This window comes from Chroogloeocystis siderophila 5.2 s.c.1 (assembly GCF_001904655.1).
Classification (GTDB): Bacteria; Cyanobacteriota; Cyanobacteriia; order Cyanobacteriales; family Chroococcidiopsidaceae; genus Chroogloeocystis; species Chroogloeocystis siderophila.
In genome coordinates, this window is sequence record NZ_MRCC01000015.1 from 13810 (window position 1) to 29975 (window position 16166).

The 16166-nt window shown below is 43.8% G+C and carries 16 protein-coding genes; 11 read left to right on the plus strand and 5 right to left on the minus strand.

Translation table 11 applies throughout. From position 1 onward, the window contains the following. Positions 1-86: 86 nt before the first annotated feature. A complete protein-coding gene (locus tag NIES1031_RS17325) occupies positions 87-1751 on the minus strand; it encodes a DUF3352 domain-containing protein (RefSeq protein ID WP_084544390.1) in 1665 nt (554 codons plus the stop codon). Between the two features lie 515 nt (positions 1752-2266). Here NIES1031_RS17325 and pstS point away from each other — a divergent pair. The 6 genes from pstS (at position 2267) to lspA (ending at position 7713) form a co-directional block, all read left to right on the plus strand. Beyond that, entirely contained in the window at positions 2267-3367 is a 1101-nt protein-coding gene (gene pstS / locus NIES1031_RS17330; protein WP_073550763.1) for a phosphate ABC transporter substrate-binding protein PstS, read from the plus strand. An 89-nt stretch (positions 3368-3456) separates the two neighbouring features. Further along, positions 3457-4422, plus strand: a complete 966-nt coding sequence (pstC, locus tag NIES1031_RS17335; protein WP_073550764.1) for a phosphate ABC transporter permease subunit PstC — start codon at positions 3457-3459, stop codon at positions 4420-4422. A 135-nt stretch (positions 4423-4557) separates the two neighbouring features. After that, on the plus strand, positions 4558-5358 hold the full coding sequence (gene pstA / locus NIES1031_RS17340; RefSeq protein WP_236738884.1) for a phosphate ABC transporter permease PstA: 801 nt from the start codon (positions 4558-4560) through the stop codon (positions 5356-5358). Between the two features lie 68 nt (positions 5359-5426). Next, positions 5427-6257 carry a phosphate ABC transporter ATP-binding protein PstB gene (gene pstB / locus NIES1031_RS17345; RefSeq protein WP_073550766.1) on the plus strand — a complete coding sequence of 277 codons (831 nt, stop codon included), beginning with the start codon at positions 5427-5429 and terminating at the stop codon, positions 6255-6257. Positions 6258-6590: 333 nt separating this feature from the next. Further along, complete coding sequence (locus NIES1031_RS17350; protein ID WP_218596843.1) at positions 6591-7172, plus strand: biotin transporter BioY; 582 nt, start codon at positions 6591-6593, stop codon at positions 7170-7172. Positions 7173-7236: 64 nt separating this feature from the next. Next, on the plus strand, positions 7237-7713 hold the full coding sequence (lspA, locus tag NIES1031_RS17355; protein ID WP_073550767.1) for a signal peptidase II: 477 nt from the start codon (positions 7237-7239) through the stop codon (positions 7711-7713). 81 nt (positions 7714-7794) lie between these two features. Here the strand turns inward: lspA and NIES1031_RS17360 are convergent, their stop codons facing one another. Next, the gene (locus NIES1031_RS17360; RefSeq protein WP_073550768.1) at positions 7795-8379 is read right to left on the minus strand and encodes a hypothetical protein; all 585 of its coding nucleotides are present in this window, start codon (positions 8377-8379) and stop codon (positions 7795-7797) included. Between the two features lie 490 nt (positions 8380-8869). Here NIES1031_RS17360 and NIES1031_RS17365 point away from each other — a divergent pair, with 490 nt between their 5' ends. Then, on the plus strand, positions 8870-11134 hold the full coding sequence (locus NIES1031_RS17365; protein WP_073550769.1) for a transglycosylase domain-containing protein: 2265 nt from the start codon (positions 8870-8872) through the stop codon (positions 11132-11134). A 3-nt stretch (positions 11135-11137) separates the two neighbouring features. On the opposite strand, the gene NIES1031_RS17370 is transcribed toward NIES1031_RS17365, so the two are convergent. Then, positions 11138-12088: a DUF4335 domain-containing protein gene (locus NIES1031_RS17370; RefSeq protein ID WP_073550770.1), complete on the minus strand. Its 951-nt coding sequence runs from the start codon at positions 12086-12088 to the stop codon at positions 11138-11140. Beyond that, positions 12085-12711 carry a DUF3038 domain-containing protein gene (locus NIES1031_RS17375; protein ID WP_073550771.1) on the minus strand — a complete coding sequence of 209 codons (627 nt, stop codon included), beginning with the start codon at positions 12709-12711 and terminating at the stop codon, positions 12085-12087. The genes NIES1031_RS17370 and NIES1031_RS17375 overlap by 4 nt, the downstream gene beginning before the upstream one ends. A gap of 433 nt (positions 12712-13144) precedes the next feature. Here NIES1031_RS17375 and NIES1031_RS17380 point away from each other — a divergent pair, with 433 nt between their 5' ends. The 4 genes from NIES1031_RS17380 to NIES1031_RS17395 all read left to right on the plus strand — a co-directional run bounded on the left by NIES1031_RS17380 (position 13145) and on the right by NIES1031_RS17395 (position 15649). Next, positions 13145-13666 (plus strand): adenine phosphoribosyltransferase, encoded by a 522-nt coding sequence (locus NIES1031_RS17380; RefSeq protein ID WP_073550772.1) that lies wholly within the window; start codon positions 13145-13147, stop codon positions 13664-13666. 50 nt (positions 13667-13716) lie between these two features. Next, positions 13717-14763 (plus strand): ABC transporter permease, encoded by a 1047-nt coding sequence (locus tag NIES1031_RS17385; RefSeq protein ID WP_073550773.1) that lies wholly within the window; start codon positions 13717-13719, stop codon positions 14761-14763. Positions 14764-14821: 58 nt separating this feature from the next. After that, the gene (locus NIES1031_RS17390; RefSeq protein WP_073550774.1) at positions 14822-15115 is read left to right on the plus strand and encodes a hypothetical protein; all 294 of its coding nucleotides are present in this window, start codon (positions 14822-14824) and stop codon (positions 15113-15115) included. Between the two features lie 156 nt (positions 15116-15271). Further along, a complete protein-coding gene (locus tag NIES1031_RS17395; RefSeq protein WP_073550853.1) occupies positions 15272-15649 on the plus strand; it encodes a low temperature-induced protein in 378 nt (125 codons plus the stop codon). Between the two features lie 150 nt (positions 15650-15799). On the opposite strand, the gene NIES1031_RS17400 is transcribed toward NIES1031_RS17395, so the two are convergent. Beyond that, complete coding sequence (locus tag NIES1031_RS17400) at positions 15800-16150, minus strand: DUF1257 domain-containing protein (RefSeq protein ID WP_015187595.1); 351 nt, start codon at positions 16148-16150, stop codon at positions 15800-15802. Between the last annotated feature and the right edge of the window lie 16 nt (positions 16151-16166).

The window sequence follows — 16166 nt, forward strand, 5'->3', positions numbered from 1 at the left end:
GTGTTGTTGATGTCACTGCGGTTAAAAACCACTAATTCGATCCTATCTGGTAGCGTAGCTTACTGTCCTATGAAGACAAAGCAAATTCAGTTAGTCGCCATTGACGAGTTGCTTTCTTTGGAACCTTCGATTTGAGACTCGTCTTTTTCCAGCGAAACAAAAATATCGTAGCGGATAGTGCGCTCGTCGCTTACCGCTGCGGTTCCACCAATAGCGCGTGTTGCTTCGAGTAAAGTCCTTTGCCCAGGAAGAAACTGCGGTAAAGGTAAAGCTTTGAATGTAGGATTAACGTTAAGGAAAAATTGACCGTTGTTCGGATTAAGTTCGCTAGGAACCGTATTTTGAAATTCGGCTGTATTTGATAAGTTCGTTGCAGGTTGCGGTAGCAGGCGATCCGCGATCGGCGCGCCAAGTGCAATAAAAGCGACATTTTTATCTAACCAGCCACGTGTCGCTGTCAGCGTTCCAAACGGTGCTATCCAGTTAGTTACTGTATTATTGCCTAATTGTGTTTCTTGCGTTTTAAATTGATAGCGGCTTTGCAATACTTGCTCTAGCTGTTGAAATGATTTGTTAGCGGCGGCGCGATCGCTTGTCTCGATCATTAGCACGAGTGAAAGTGCGAAGTCTTGTTGTGCGTCTTGTGCGGGCGCAGGGACAACCGCGATCAAAAACTCGCGATTCATCCAACTGAGTAAATCGCGATCTAAATCTAAACCTGTCAGCGACTTAAAACCGGCTCTTAAATTCTCTGGTGGAAACGGCGTTAAAGGATTTGATTGTGATGTTAACGTATAGTCTTGCCACAACTGCTGAAAATTACCACCAGAAAGCATCATCAAAGTTTCTGCGGGTAAACGGCGCTGCATTTGACCTGCGCTATTTTCTACGCGATGTACGCGTTGGCTATTCGGCTTTAACCATGAAATACTTCTCAACCGAAGTCCTTCTGGTTCTATGGTGATTGTACTAGCGAGTCCTTGATTTTCTTGAAGACGGGCTAAGCCTTGTGGAATCGCTGTCGGTGTGGGACTCGTACTCGCGACTCGAACGGCTGCTGGAATATTAATGTATACTTGAGCAAAGCGATTTTGTTGTGTAATTTTACTGATAGCTGCTGTGTATCCTGGGATTTGTGCTAAGGACATCCCACTTTGATAAGTATCAATTGCTTTTTCTGTAACTTGAGGATTGTCGCTGACAACAACAAAGCGCTGATCTAAAACTGCGGCTGAATAATTTGCGTTACCTGTACTTTGTGTTTCTTGAATTTGAGTACCTTTATAGTTGCGCGAAATCAACTTAGTTTGTTGCAATCGCGGCGTTTCCCATATTTTTCGTGCAGCTGTTTGATTAGCAATTGGCAGTATCATTAAGACTGCTTGATTTTGGTTTGTCGCATTGAATTCAGGCGGTAAAAAGGCGATCATTGCTTCTTTACCGATCCAAGGTTGAACATCTTGCTGGTAGTTGTAGCCATAAGCCGTTAAGAAGCGATCGCGCAACTGTGTTACATTCTTTTCTAATTCGGCTCGCGTCTGAACTGTGCCAAACTGTCGCAATTGTTGCCACTGTTTTTCATCTGTAGATACTGATATTGTCAGCAGGGCATCTTGTGGAACAACGTTGGCTCCGACAGGTATTTCTGTTAATCTATCTTGTTGAGTTAATATCCAATAAGTAACTGCTCCAATGCCAATCAAGCAGCCAGCAACAAGGATCGGGAGAGATTTTTTACTTTTTTCAGGCATGGCTGAACTTAAAATAAACATGGCTTGTTAACGACGTTATTGCGATCGCGTCACCACAGGCAATTGAATTTTGGAATATTTTGTTTGGTCTAATCAAGTTAACAAAACAACAATATCTTGCTGTATAGCGCCGTTTTTTCCTAAAAGCAGACAAAGTTAATTTTAACTATTTTCATCTCAATTTGTTTTTTTCGACTATATCCTACCCGTACTTAAACTTGACTTAACCTAAGTCTGCCAAGTTATTTATGGTGTCTAGACTTACTGAATACGAAAAACATCAGTACACTCACTTAGGCAAAACCTGAGCTTGTGCTACTAAACGTTAGGTAAATCGAAGTTACTTCTGAAGTAAGATTGAAATGTGTGGGCTTTTATGCAAGTGAAGGTGACTTAAGCAATTAATGACAGTTTGTCTCCACTCTGTGGTGACTTTTCTTATAAACAACCTCAATTATTTCTCGACTTCCATCAAAAACTTTGTGTTGAATTTGTTGCAAATTGTCAAGAACCATATGCCGTTACAAATCTCTAAGTCAAAAGCCTTTATTGCACCTTTAGCTGCGTTAGCTTTAGGTCTAGCTGCCTGCGGACAACAAACAACCACCACACCTGGTACAGATACAAGCCCAGCAGCACAACAAGGTCCTAGTGCCAATATTAGCGGTGCTGGTGCTACTTTTCCTGCGCCTTTGTACCAGCGATGGTTCACCGAATATAACAGAAATGTTAATCCAGGCGTACAAGTTAGTTATCAATCTGTTGGTAGCGGTGCTGGTTTAGAACAGTACATCAACGGAACAGTAGACTTCGGTGCGAGTGATGCGCCGATTCAGGGCGATCGCCTCGAGTCTTTCCGACAAAAGTATAATGCCGAGCCAATTCAAGTCCCAATGGCAGGGGGTGCTGTTCCGTTCGCTTACAACTTGCCAGAAATTGAAGGACAAGAATTAAGACTGTCGCGCCAAGCTTACTGTGGTATTGTTACAGGACAAGTCACTCAGTGGAACGATCCCCTCATTGCCCAAGCTAACCCCAACTTAAATTTGCCCAACAGAGCAATTACCTTCGCTCATCGCTCAGATGGTAGTGGTACAACATTTATTTTTGTCAATCACATTGATACAGCGTGTCCAAATTGGCAAGCTGGAGTTGGTACATCGGTTAACTGGCCCACAGGTGTTGGTGCTCAAGGTAACGAAGGTGTAGCTGCGCAAATTCAACAAAATGAAGGTACTATCGGCTACATCGAAGCTGCGTACGCGAAGTTGAATAATATCCCTACTGCTTTACTAGAAAATGCTTCAGGTCAGTATGTAGGAGCTACTCCTGAGTCCGCTAGCGCAATATTTCAAGATGTAGAAATTCCTGAAGACTTTGCCTTACTCGTACCCGATCCTAAAAACCCAGAAGCATTCCCAATCGGTGGCTTGACCTGGATTTTGGTGTATCCCACCTACCAAGATGCCAACAAGTGGCAAGCAATGCGTAACGTCTTTGAATGGGCTTTAACCGATGGCAGATCAATCACAGAAGAATTAGGTTACATCCCAATGCCAGATAATATTATACAGCGTATTCGTCAAGTCTTTGATGAAAGAGTTAAAGCAGGGTAACTAGCTAAAAGTATGGCTAGTAACAGTCAAATGTTGCTAGCCGCAAAACTTTTGTTGTAAACAAGCACAGCTTATATAGAAGGGAAATCATGAGTGCGGTAACTGGAGATCAGCCACGACAGAAATGGCGGGAACTAGAAAAGCAAAATAATTTAGTAAACACACTTGACCGAGTTTTTTACTGGCTAGTGATTCTAGGAGCCGTTGCAATTAGTGCAGTTCTCTTATGGATTGGCGTGCAAATTGCAATTAGTGCCTTGCCCGCAATTCGGACTTTCGGTTTACAGTTTTTAGTGACAACAACTTGGGATCCAGTCCGAAATATCTACGGTGCGCTGCCACAGATTTATGGAACAATTGTTACATCGATAATTGCTCTTGTGATTGCTATTCCTGTAGGGGTTGGCGTAGCAGTTTTCTTAAGTGAAGATTTTATCCCCAACTCGATCCGGACACCCATTGCCTTAGCAATTGAATTGATTGCTGCTATTCCAAGTGTGGTAGTCGGCTTATGGGGTATTTTTGTATTTATTCCATTTATTCGCCCTTTCTACGACTTTCTGCACAATAATTTTGGCTGGATTCCACTGTTTAGCACAGCACCCAGGGGTAACAGTTTACTAACGTTGGGTATTGTCTTAGCAGTCATGATTTCGCCCACAATCATTGCAATTTCTCGTGGTAGCTTAATTGCATTACCCCGCGACTTACGTCAAGGTGCGCTGGCGCTAGGTGCAACGCGCTGGGAAACTATTTTACGAGTTTTAATTCCGGCTGCTTTCTCTGGTATTGTCGGTTCGATTATGCTTGCCTTAGGTCGGGCGATGGGTGAAACAATGGCAGCAGCAATGCTGGTTGGTAACTCGAACCAAATTACCACATCGCTATTAGCTCCAGGTGCTACGATTGCCTCGATCATTGCGGCTCAGTTTGGAGAAGCTGGTCGTGACCAGGTTGCAGCTTTACTCTACTCTGGCTTAATTTTGATGATTTTGACGCTAATTGTGAATATCTTGGCGGAAATCATTATTCAGAAATTTCAGAATATCGAGTAAGTAATTTGATGTAAGTACGAGGGTATAAGCGATATGGCAACCGTTGAAGGCAGATTTTCTGAAAATAGCAGAGCATCAAGAATAAACTTAACTCGCTCTGCACGTACACCTTTTCGGAATTCGTTTGACACCTTCATGACGATCTTGACTGGTGGTTTCACGATACTAATCTTGATTCCATTGGTAGCGATTGTTTGGGATGTTGCTAGAGAAGGTATTGGTCAATTAGGTATACAATCTTTCACCGAGTTACCACCGCCACCAGGATTGACAGAAGGCGGTTTTGGTAATGCGATTATTGGTACTATCTATACTCTAGGAATTGGTGCAGCTTTTAGCGTACCGTTAGGAATTTTGGCTGCTGTTTACCTGTCAGAATTTGGGCGCGGTACTCAGCTAGCTTATATGGTCAAGTTTGCAACAAACGTCTTGGCTGGAGTTCCCGCAATTTTAGCAGGCTTGTTTGCTTACACTGTAGTTGTCTTGACAACGGGTACATTTTCTGCATTTGCTGGAGGCGTAGCATTATCAGTTGTAATGGTACCAATTGTGCTACGCGCTACCGAAGAAGGATTATTGCTTGTTCCCCAAGAAATGCGCCAGGCAGCTATTGGCGTAGGAGCAACAAAGTTTCAGACAATCTCCCGTATTGTTATTCCAGCAGCTTTACCTTCTATTGCTACCGCAGTTACATTGTCTTTAGCGCGCGCAGGGGGAGAAGCGGCACCTTTACTATTTACAGCTTTGAATAATAACTTCTGGTCAACTGATATCTGGGCACCGATTGCTACACTACCAGTTCTCATCTATTTCTACGCGATCATTCCCTTTAAAGCACAGCAGCAGCTTGCTTGGACAGCAGCTTTAGTATTGTTAGCTATCATCCTGACCGTGAGTATTTCCTCTCGTTTACTAACGCGCAGGAAATTTCAGTAACTAAAGTGTTGCTTAAGCGCTGACCAACAAGATTTGAAACGAGAAATCTTTACTAAACTCATAGAACCATGAATTCTGACACGATCGATACACCAAATTCTAGAAATAGTAGTACGACGCAAGAAGCAATCTTACGTACTGAAAACGTTTCTGTTACTTACGGTTCTTTCCAAGCTTTACGCGGTGTGAGCTTAGACATTCCTAAAAATCAAGTTGTTGCTTTTATCGGACCTTCTGGCTGTGGTAAAAGTACGCTATTGCGATGCTTCAACCGTCTTAATGATTTGATTCCTGGAACAAAAGTTGGTGGGAAAGTTACCTATCAAGGCGTTGACATCTATGGCGATAAAGTAGATCCAGTACAGGTACGCCGCAGAATTGGGATGGTGTTTCAAAAACCAAATCCTTTCCCGAAATCGATCTACGACAACATCGCTTTTGGTGCAAAAATCAACGGCTACAAAAAAAGCGAAATGGATGAGATTGTCGAGCGATCGCTCCGCCAAGCCGCATTATGGGATGAAGTTAAAGACAAACTCAAAGAAAGTGGTTTATCCTTATCTGGTGGTCAACAACAGCGTCTGTGTATCGCGCGGACAGTTGCGATCGAACCTGATGTCGTTTTGATGGATGAACCCGCTTCTGCACTTGACCCGATATCTACTCGAAAAATAGAAGAACTTATTCAAGAACTGAAAGAAAATTACACAATTGTGATTGTGACGCACAACATGCAGCAGGCGACACGGGTAGCTGATTTTACTGCATTTTTCAACGCTGAAGCAGAAGAAGGTGGAAAACGCTTTGGCTATTTAGTTGAGTACGATAGAACAGAAGCAATTTTCAATAACCCGCGAGAAGAATACACGCGACAGTACGTCAGCGGCAAATTCGGTTAAAATTGCCATAAATAGCTGTAACACCTTGTCCATCTTTATCAGTTGTGGCAAGGTTTTTTATAAGCTTGCTTGGCTTGTCAAAGTCAGTTTGACACAAAAGAACTTAGTGCATAATACTGTAGCTATGCCGAAGAAGCATTAGATGAGTTCACGCAAGTGGACTTAGTTTTTGCGCCGCGACTGAAGTCGCCAGGCTAGAACCATTAAGTAATTCCCTAACAAAAATTTGTTGGCCACAGTACCATAAGACTTCTAAGGTAGTAGTAGATAATGAGATGATGAATCAAGCCGATTGGTACTCTTACTACGATCCTTACGAATGTGAAGAAAATAGTGGCTGTTCCCCGTCAAATACTATGGTCTTTAGTTGGTTTACTCCTCACCATTGGTGGCACTTTTATCGAAGCACATTTTACGAACGCCCCTTGGAGTTGGAACCAGTACGGCATTCAGGCGACTCCTTTAGGAGTAACATATCAAATTGGAGCAGTGCTGCTTGTAGGTTGCTTAGGAGGTAAAACAGCAGGCGCACTTTCTCAAATTGCTTATATCGTGCTTGGCTTAACTTGGCTACCTGTATTTTATCAAGGTGGCGGACTTAACTATCTCAACCAACCTAACTTCGGCTACATACTAGGCTTTGTTCCAGGAGCGTGGATATGTGGTTTTCTTGCCTTTAAAACTTCAAACAAACTAGAGTCACTTGCTTTTAGTTGTTTGTGTGGTCTACTAGCGATTCATTCAACTGGGGTAGGGTATCTTATTTTAAAGTATATTATTGGTGCGGGGTTTACACAGTTAACGCTTTTAGAAGCAGTATTGAGATATTCTGTTTATTCGCTACCAGGACATCTAATTATTACTTGTGCAGTAGCAGTTTTATCTTACTGTTTACGATTCGTTATGTTGTACTAGCTTCAAGTAGATTACTCTATCGAGATTTTAGATGCATCTAAAATCTCAGCTTTTGTAAATTCTCATGCGTGTAAAAAATCGTCTTTTCTGGATCGTTGCTGTTATTAGTTTAGTTATTGACCAATTAACTAAATTTTGGATTGTACAGAACTTTTATTTATCAGAAACCCAACCTCTCATCGAGGGAGTATTTCATCTTACGTATGTCACTAACACTGGTGCAGCGTTTAGCTTATTTAGTGGCAAAGTTGAGTGGTTGCGCTGGCTGTCTTTAGCTGTGAGTTTAGGATTAATGGTATTAGCTTGGTTTGGGGGAGTCATGCGGACTTTTGAACAACTAGGTTATGGGTTAATTTTAGGCGGCGCGCTAGGAAATGGAATTGACCGCTTTGTCGCAGGAAGCGTTGTTGATTTTCTGGATTTTCGCCTGATTCAGTTTCCCATCTTTAATTTTGCCGATGTATCGATTAATATCGGTATTATCTGCTTACTCATTGCCACATTTGCACAGCCAAAAGATACTCCTCGTAGAAATAGATGAAAACAAGGGGATCTTAAACGTAGATCCCCTTGTAGTTAATATTTATCAGCTAGAACCTTAACTATGCCTTAGTGTTGATTGTTAAGGTGTAGTACCATCCATGCCGGGTCCAGGTGCGGTTGTTCCACCTGGTAGAGGCTCAGGAGGACGAGACTCAATTCGGTCATCAATAGGCGCATCAGGACTTGTGGGTGCTACTGCACCGTCAGGAGTTGTGGTGCTATCTGTGCCAGGTACTGGTGTTGTTGCATCTGGAGCATTAATTGGGCTTTCAGGTGCTACTCGTGTGCCACCACCTGTAGGAGATTCTGGAGGCAATGTTGTACCGTCAGTTGGTCCTGCTGGCGGAGTCATGGTATCTGGAGTCATCGTACCATCAGGTCCTGGTAGCGGTGTTACTGGTGGTGCAGTTGGATCGAGTGGAGTTGTACCTCCTGGGGTTACAGGCGTCGTTGCATCAGGGGTTGTACCTGTGGGTGCTGGTCCTGTTAGCGGTGTACCACCTTCGCAACGTGAGTTGAGTGGAAAACGCTCGCACAGAATTTCTAAACCTTGTGGCGAAAGCTCAATCTCTGGAGTTTGAGTTGTTGCTTCTTGAGCTACAGCATTGCTAGATAATGCCAGAGTCAGAGCAGTACCAAATAAACCTATGTATCTTATTTTCACACCACTTAACCTCAACACATTTTTTGGATCATTAAAACAGAGGAAAATACATCAAAAATCTACCCTAATGAGGATATATATGAGATCTTTGTATGCATAAGAAGGCTCCACATAAGGAGAGACATTGTCACAAGATAGTTTCAGGAAACCGATAACATTGTTTTATCGTCTTAATAAGTTTAAAGAATATATTAGCGATCGCGCTAATCAATCAATAACTTTAAAGCAAAACACGAATGTGTTAAAGACAGCTTGTAGCGAATCGTTTTGCTCAGTAACTATTGTGAGCTTGTGAGTAAAATATTTTCAGTACATCAACATCGAGCTTCAAAAAATCTCCTCGGATGAAAGAAGCCGCTTTGGGCGCTGAGCTATGAGCGATCGCATCTCAATTACTGGAAGGTAAAAGACTAAATCATTTGCTGAGAAACTTCCTCATTTTTGCAATGAGTCAAAACTTTTACTGACAACTTGGTAATGCAAATAGAAAATGAATCAACCCCAACCACCGCGCAAACCACAAACCGTTTTCGGACAGGTAACTCAAGCAGTAAAAACGATTCAAGCCAAAGTAGATTTTTCCAAACTAGCCCTCAAACCAAATGCTAGAGTGCCTGAGCTTTGGTTACAGGATGCAGGGGCTGATAAAGCTGAAGTTTATCCATTGCTTGGTGATCGCTATCTTCTCGGTCGCAGTTCGCGCTCTTGTGATATTGTCGTCCGCAATCCGGTTGTCAGCCAGATTCATCTATCGATTTCCCGCGATCCGAAGCGGCGATCGCCTTTTGTGATCAAAGACGAAAACTCGACGAATGGTATCTATCGCGGTAAACGACGCATTTCATCGCTAGCACTGCGTCACGGAGATATGATTACACTGGGTCCGCCAGAACTCGCGGCGGCGGTGAGGCTACAATACGTCGATCCGCCACCTTGGTATGTTCAGGCAATTAATTGGTGCGCGTATGGTATTGGTGGCGTGACGCTGCTTTTGGCGCTGGGAATTGGAATTGAATGGACAAAGTTTTCTGTTGTGCCTTTACCAGGTGCGACACAAGCGCCCGTTGTTGTTTATGCGCGTGATGGAGAAACGCCCTTACGTCCACCGCGAACAACTTCCCATGTTGATTTACCACGCCTATCAGACTTTTCACCTTATTTACCCGATGCGGTTCTTGCTTCCGAAGATAGTCGCTTTAATTGGCATTTTGGCGTCGATCCGATTGGAATTCTGCGCGCCATTGTCGTGAATGTGCGCGATCGCGAGTTTCAACAAGGTGCAAGTACTGTGACGCAACAAGTTGCGCGAAGCTTGTTTCGCGATTATGTCGGATCCGAAGATTCTTTAGGACGCAAACTGCGCGAAGCGATCGTCGCGCTGAAGCTGGAAACGTTTTATAGTAAAGACTTTTTACTACGAACTTACTTAAACCGAATTTATCTAGGTGGAGACACCTTAGGTTTTGAGGATGCTGCACGATACTACTTTGACAAAGCGGCGAAAGATTTAACTTTAACCGAAGCCGCAACTTTAGTCGGAATTTTGCCCGCCCCGAACAGCTTCAACTTTTGTGGTGATGCGCAAAGTCATCAAAGTATTATCGATTACCGCAATCGTGTACTAACTCGAATGCTCGCGCAGGGTAGAATTAGTGCGGAAGAAGCAAATCGCGCGCGGCGATCGCCTGTAGATGTCAGCCGTCGCGTGTGTGAAGAACAAGCCAACACAATCGCGCCCTACTTTTATAGTTACGTCTTTCAGGAACTCAGGCAAATCTTGGGCGAGCAACTTGCACGCGAAGGTAATTTTATTATTGAAACGCAGCTAGACCCCAAAATGCAAGCCCAAGCAGAAACTGCACTACGCGACGCGGTAAGTAACAGTGGCGGAGCGTATCGTTTTTCGCAAGGCGCAATCGTCACGCTTGATGCTAATACAGGTGCAGTATTAGCACTTGTCGGCGGGACTGACTACAAAACAAGTCAATTTAACCGTGCTACGCAAGCACAAAGACAGCCAGGTTCAACGTTCAAGTTATTTGCTTATACCGCCGCCGTTGAGCAGGGAATTTCCCCTTACAAAGCTTATTCGTGTGCGCCTGTTTCTTGGAGAGGTCAGAGGTATCGTGGATGCGAACGCTCTAGTGGTAGTATTGATATGTATGCTGGGCTAGCACTGTCTGAAAACTCGGTTGCTTTACGTGTCGCTCAAGATGTGGGATTAGATCGGGTAGTGCGGATGGCAAGGCGGCTAGGTGTAAAATCGCCGCTCAATCCTGTACCTGGTTTGGTCTTAGGACAAAGCGAAACGAATGTTCTCGAAATGACAGGCGCGTTTGCTGCTATTGCTAACAGTGGCGTATGGAATCGTCCGCACTTGATCAGTCGCATTTTAGACAGCAGCGATTGTAGCGATCGCCAAAACTTAAAAACTTGCCGTGAGATTTATTCTTTTGAGCAGAGTAATGATGCGAATATTCAGGCAATCCCCCCTAATGTAGCTGAGACAATGACTTCGATGTTACGCAGTGTTGTCCAGCGTGGGACAGGAAGAAGCGCCGCATTAGGTTTAGGTGTTGCCGGAAAAACTGGTACAACCGATGATAATCGCGATTTGTGGTTTATTGGTTTTATTCCTGATCGCCAACTTGTAACCGGCGTCTGGTTAGGGAACGACAATAGTTCTCCCACAGCAGGTAGCAGCGCGATCGCGGCACAATTATGGGGTAACTATATGCGTCAAGTTGTCCAGTAACTGCTAACTTTGCCAGGGAGACACCTGCAACACCCCGTCACGACCGAATACTACGCGAAACTGCGCGAGTGCTTCTTGTGCTGTTTCTGGAGTGGCGACAGGATAAACAAGTAAATTCGGTAACGGAGTTTGCGCGATCGCATCATTGGCGATCGCATTCGTCGATCGATATCCGACAATTGCACCGTTGGCTGTAGCACTCACGCGGTAGATTAAATCGTGATTGACCGTGCGAGTCTTCCAAACGCGATTGATGCGGTTGTAGAGTTTTTGTTGCAGCCAGGCGATTTGTTCGGTGTCAGTAATTGCTGCGGCTAAATTACTGCTACGCGATCGCGATTGTGGTTGTGGTTCTTCGGGACGACGAACTTCGGGAATGGGGACGAAAAAGAACGCGATCGCCGCTAATGCTAAACTCGACACTCCAACTGCGGCTGGTACGGCTTGTTTTGTTAACTGTGGCGTGTGTCCCGCATAGCGTTTAGAGACAGGAGCTAGCTGTAACGACATTGTGGGTAACGTTTGGCTATCCGCAAAGAATTGATCGACGGCTTCTACCAAATCAAACAGTTGCACCGTGGTTAAATCGATCGTCACGGGGGTATTCGTCGCTTCTGAGTTAGGATTTGAGGCGCTTGAATAGACAGTTAACCGATGACGATTAGGATCAATTTGCTGCAATTGCACTAAACCTGACTCGTTTCGATGCGCTTCAGGATGAGGAACTTTGCTCAAAAATTCTTGAGCATAACCACTCACCGCCGTTACTAAACTCTCAAAAAATTCTCGTCCTCCCGTCAAAGGTTGTTTAGCTCCTGCTAAGTGACATTCTGCATTCACCAATATCGAAAGCACGGGTCTAACACTTGGAGACTGCTCGTTTATAGGCTCGCTTAAACCCTCTACAAAGAGAGTACAATTAGGCAAACTGTACTTGCGTTGAATTGTCTTCATTCTACTTCCCCGTCAAACAAACTCATCCACAACCTCTGAGTTCCGGCAGTCCCAGTACAAAATAGTAATTGTCCTAATAAACTGAGTGCGAGTTCGTTTAACTTATCATCAGAATTGTAAGCTAAGACTCCTGAACGGCGCGGGTTCATGCGGCTACGGAAATGCGCGCGAAAACGCTCTAGGTAATTCGCTAAACGTAAGTTCTGCTCTAGAGGAATTTGCTTATCTCTCATCTGTTGATAAGCTAACAACAATTGGCGCAGTAAAACTGTCAAGCGTCTTGCTATATGACACGCGATGACAACGAGCGCTTTTGCCTCAACAATACTTAACAAACGGCGCGTATGCCCTCTACGTAATGGATTTGTACTGCGTAGCCGCCACAAATTCACCCGATTTTTGATAATGTCTTGAAGTTCTAGTTCTCGTGCTACATCCAGAAGAGCTTCAGAACCACCTATTTCTAAAGCTTCGATTGCTAGTAGAATCAAGTCAATTTGCAAACAGGTGCGGCGGGGACACCCTTTTTCTTCAATAGGTGGATAAGGTAAATAATCTAAAATCAAAGGATTGGACTGGACAGCAGCCGCATCTATTGGTACTACACTTACAGAAGCATTCATGTTATCAAACGATCTCGGGTGAAGAGGAATTTTGCCATACAAACTTCCACTAGATTGCCAAATTACACGACAAAACGTCCACTTTTGGCATGGAAGCAAGATTCCCCTACTGGTTGAACTGACGGATCTTGAGTCAATTAGATCCCAGCTTCGCAGCAATTAAGCAAGAGGCCGAGGATACATCTACTATAGTTCGCGAGTTCGAGCTAGATTCAGCGATTTTATGGTTGAGAATTATTTACTAACTTACAAATGTCAGCAACAATTCAGATTTATCTAGATTTCTAGTGTACGATTTTTCAGGCATCATTGAGGAATCGGGAACTAGGGAGCAGAAGCAAGAACCTGATAACCTTGTCTAACTCAACAAGACATTAATTTTTGTTGAAAATATTATGCTACTTTACACTAATTTACTCTTGGCAACACGCTTATGGATCTCAAGTCCTTAATTCGTGATATTCCCGATTTTCCTAAACCTGGAATTTTATTTCGAGACATCACGACGCTTCTGCGCGATGCAGATGGTTTACGCTACACGATTGATTCCCTAACCGATAAATTTCAGGTAGCGAATCTGAAAGCAGATTATGTCGTCGGGATGGAATCGCGGGGCTTTATTATTGGCGCGCCTTTAGCTTATAAATTAGGGGCTGGTTTTATTCCAGTCCGCAAACCAGGAAAATTACCGTCGTCGGTTCATGCTGTCGAGTATCAACTGGAATATGGAATGGATCGGTTGGAGGTGCATCAAGACGCTTTACAGCCAGGTAGCCCAGTGTTAATCGTTGACGATCTGCTGGCGACAGGGGGAACCGCAAGCGCAACTGCCAAATTAGTACAACAGATCGGCTGCAAGTTAATTGGCTTTGGGTTTATTATCGAGCTACGGGATTTACAAGGACGACAACAGTTGCCTGATGGTGTACCTGTCATCTCGCTGGTTGAATATTGATGGTAACGAGATTGTCTTGACTTGACTCTGGCTACGAGCGAACTGCGATTATGACTTCGAGTAAGGTTTCTGCGATTGCCCGTTGGGGCTGGCTGAATCGGTTATTTGATAGCGAAACGGTTGTTTATGTCGTTAAGCGGCTACTACAGGCACTGCTAACGCTGTTACTCGCATCAGCACTTTCGTTTTTTATTATTCAGTTGGCTCCTGGCGATTATCTCGACACGCTAAGGCAAAATCCGCAAATTTCGCCCGAACGCATCGAGGAACTACGCCAGCAGTTTGGTTTAGATCGCTCGTGGATCGAGCAGTACGGACGTTGGCTGTGGCGGATCGTGACGCAAGGCGATTTTGGCACAAGTTTCGTCTATCAACGCTCGGTGGCTTCGTTATTGTGGGAGCGAGTTGGTGCAACGTTGTTGCTTGCGATCGCATCTCTCGTTCTGACGTGGGCGATCGCCATTCCGCTGGGAATTGTAGCCGCAGTCAAACAAAATCATTGGAGCGATCGCTTGTTACAAGTTATCAGCTACACAGGACAAGGTTTTCCTAGCTTTATCACTGCGCTTTTACTTCTCATTTTTGCCCAAAATACTTCGCCCCTCTTTCCTGTGGGTGGAATGACAAGTATTAACCATGCTGACTTTTCGCCATTTGGCAGAATTTTGGATGTTGCTTGGCACATGATCCTGCCCACGATCGCATTAAGCATCACCAGTTTTGCGGGTTTGCAACGCATCACGCGGGGTGAGTTATTGGATGTTTTGCGACAAGACTACATTCAAACGGCGCGCGCTAAAGGCTTGCCAGAAAACCGTGTCATCTATGTTCATGCGTTACGCAATGCGGTGAACCCATTAATTACAATTCTCGGTTTTGAACTCGCTAGTTTATTGAGCGGTGCATTTATTGCCGAATTTTTCTTTAATTGGCCTGGTTTGGGGCGCTTAATTCTGCAAGCGGTTTTAGCACAAGATTTGTATCTCGTCATGGCAAGCTTAACGATGGGCGCGGTGATGCTCATTGTCGGTAACTTGATTGCCGATTTGCTCCTCAAAGTCGTAGATCCCAGAATTCGTTTAGAGAATATTAATTAAATGAAACTAGAGTCAGGAGTTAAAAATAATCTCAGATAGCTCCTGAGGTTTTCTGCTTATGTCACAAATATATTATTTAATCCGCTCCAGAGCCGACGGACGTTATCTTGTTGCTCACCCTCAAACTGCGACTGAAACGACAAAAAAAGATGGCTATTTGTTAATGTTTCGCGAAGATTTTGACGCACTTAGCTATCTCAATACGCATGGTGCAGACGTAGCAGAGCAATTTGCTGTAGAATCAGTTGCTGGTAGTCAAGTTAAAAGCCTACTTCAAAGATGGGGTTTTGTCGGTGTCGGTATTGTGCAAGATCCTTTACTACCAAAAGTAGACTTTTTAACTCATTTTTAGGCTTCCACTTGGTGATTAACATATCTATCTTGCTGTAGATGTATCTAAATGAACATTTCACGATACAACTACAAGTAGTTGTATAGGATTCTGCTTAGTCTTATCCTGTTAATAACCTAATTAATGGTCAATTGCTATAACCAGGAGAAACTTGGTATGCGCTCTATTCGTTTCAAATTTTCTGCTTTGCGTCCAGCCCGTGTTTTGATAGCTATCTGTGCTTGTGTTTTTCTAGTATTATCCAGTGCTACACCTGCTTTAAGTGGTACAGAGACTCCACAACCTAATGCTGCTCCATCCGCGCCCCAGCAAGGTGAGGCGAATCTGACAGCAATCGAAAAAGAAGCACAGAAAGCAGCTTTAGACGATCCCTACTCTCGTAAAGAAACGCAAGTTAAAGCCAATGAAGGTCTTAACGAAATTCAAGGTGCTGCTGACGCAGAAAAAATGAGTCGTCCAGAAAATGCTCAGGCAACATCAGTTGAAGAAAACTCTAAGAGTTTCCTCGAAGCTTTGACTGGAAAGAAAAAGTAACCTTTGTGATTGGTTAGTTCTTAGTTGTTAATACTTCATAATAAAAGGGTAGAAATTTCTACCCTTTCTTTAATGTTGGTTAACGTAATAAAAAAGGGTTAACCTCACAATTCTTGGTCAACCCGCATACTTGGGAACGCGCTGTATAAACTATTGCAATACCAACTTAACATTGGCATTTTGCAAACCACGCTGCTTAACTTCAGCTAAAGTTTTGTTAACAGCATACTTTTGGTTAATTGAGTTGATTAACTCAGTTTGATTGTGCTTCTTAGCAACGCCCCAAAGGTCAGCAATCAAATCGAACGAACCATCGCTATTGCGAGACCAACCAAGGTCATACTCACCTTCTAATACTGCAACTAAGTCGGCACGAACACGCTGACCATTGTATCCGCGTACATCGGCTTCAGTTTTGGTAGTAATACCCAAGTCGCGTAGAGAAGCCTTGAGGATTTCTACATCAGTAATTTTGGTGCGTAGGGTGCTAAAGTGAGACATTTTAGTTTCCTCCTAA

What these genes read in the sequence shown, in the direction of transcription:
- lspA (WP_073550767.1), top strand. Translation starts at nt 7,237, where the DNA reads ATGCGTGTAAAAAATCGTCTTTTCTGGATCGTTGCTGTTATTAGTTTA.
- pstS (WP_073550763.1), top strand. Translation starts at nt 2,267, where the DNA reads ATGCCGTTACAAATCTCTAAGTCAAAAGCCTTTATTGCACCTTTAGCT.
- NIES1031_RS17390 (WP_073550774.1), top strand. Translation starts at nt 14,822, where the DNA reads ATGTCACAAATATATTATTTAATCCGCTCCAGAGCCGACGGACGTTAT.
- NIES1031_RS17365 (WP_073550769.1), top strand. Translation starts at nt 8,870, where the DNA reads ATGAATCAACCCCAACCACCGCGCAAACCACAAACCGTTTTCGGACAG.
- NIES1031_RS17400 (WP_015187595.1), bottom strand. Translation starts at nt 16,150, where the DNA reads ATGTCTCACTTTAGCACCCTACGCACCAAAATTACTGATGTAGAAATC.
- pstA (WP_236738884.1), top strand. Translation starts at nt 4,558, where the DNA reads ATGACGATCTTGACTGGTGGTTTCACGATACTAATCTTGATTCCATTG.
- NIES1031_RS17380 (WP_073550772.1), top strand. Translation starts at nt 13,145, where the DNA reads ATGGATCTCAAGTCCTTAATTCGTGATATTCCCGATTTTCCTAAACCT.
- pstB (WP_073550766.1), top strand. Translation starts at nt 5,427, where the DNA reads ATGAATTCTGACACGATCGATACACCAAATTCTAGAAATAGTAGTACG.
- NIES1031_RS17375 (WP_073550771.1), bottom strand. Translation starts at nt 12,711, where the DNA reads ATGAATGCTTCTGTAAGTGTAGTACCAATAGATGCGGCTGCTGTCCAG.
- NIES1031_RS17385 (WP_073550773.1), top strand. Translation starts at nt 13,717, where the DNA reads ATGACTTCGAGTAAGGTTTCTGCGATTGCCCGTTGGGGCTGGCTGAAT.
- pstC (WP_073550764.1), top strand. Translation starts at nt 3,457, where the DNA reads ATGAGTGCGGTAACTGGAGATCAGCCACGACAGAAATGGCGGGAACTA.
- NIES1031_RS17395 (WP_073550853.1), top strand. Translation starts at nt 15,272, where the DNA reads ATGCGCTCTATTCGTTTCAAATTTTCTGCTTTGCGTCCAGCCCGTGTT.
- NIES1031_RS17325 (WP_084544390.1), bottom strand. Translation starts at nt 1,751, where the DNA reads ATGCCTGAAAAAAGTAAAAAATCTCTCCCGATCCTTGTTGCTGGCTGC.
- NIES1031_RS17370 (WP_073550770.1), bottom strand. Translation starts at nt 12,088, where the DNA reads ATGAAGACAATTCAACGCAAGTACAGTTTGCCTAATTGTACTCTCTTT.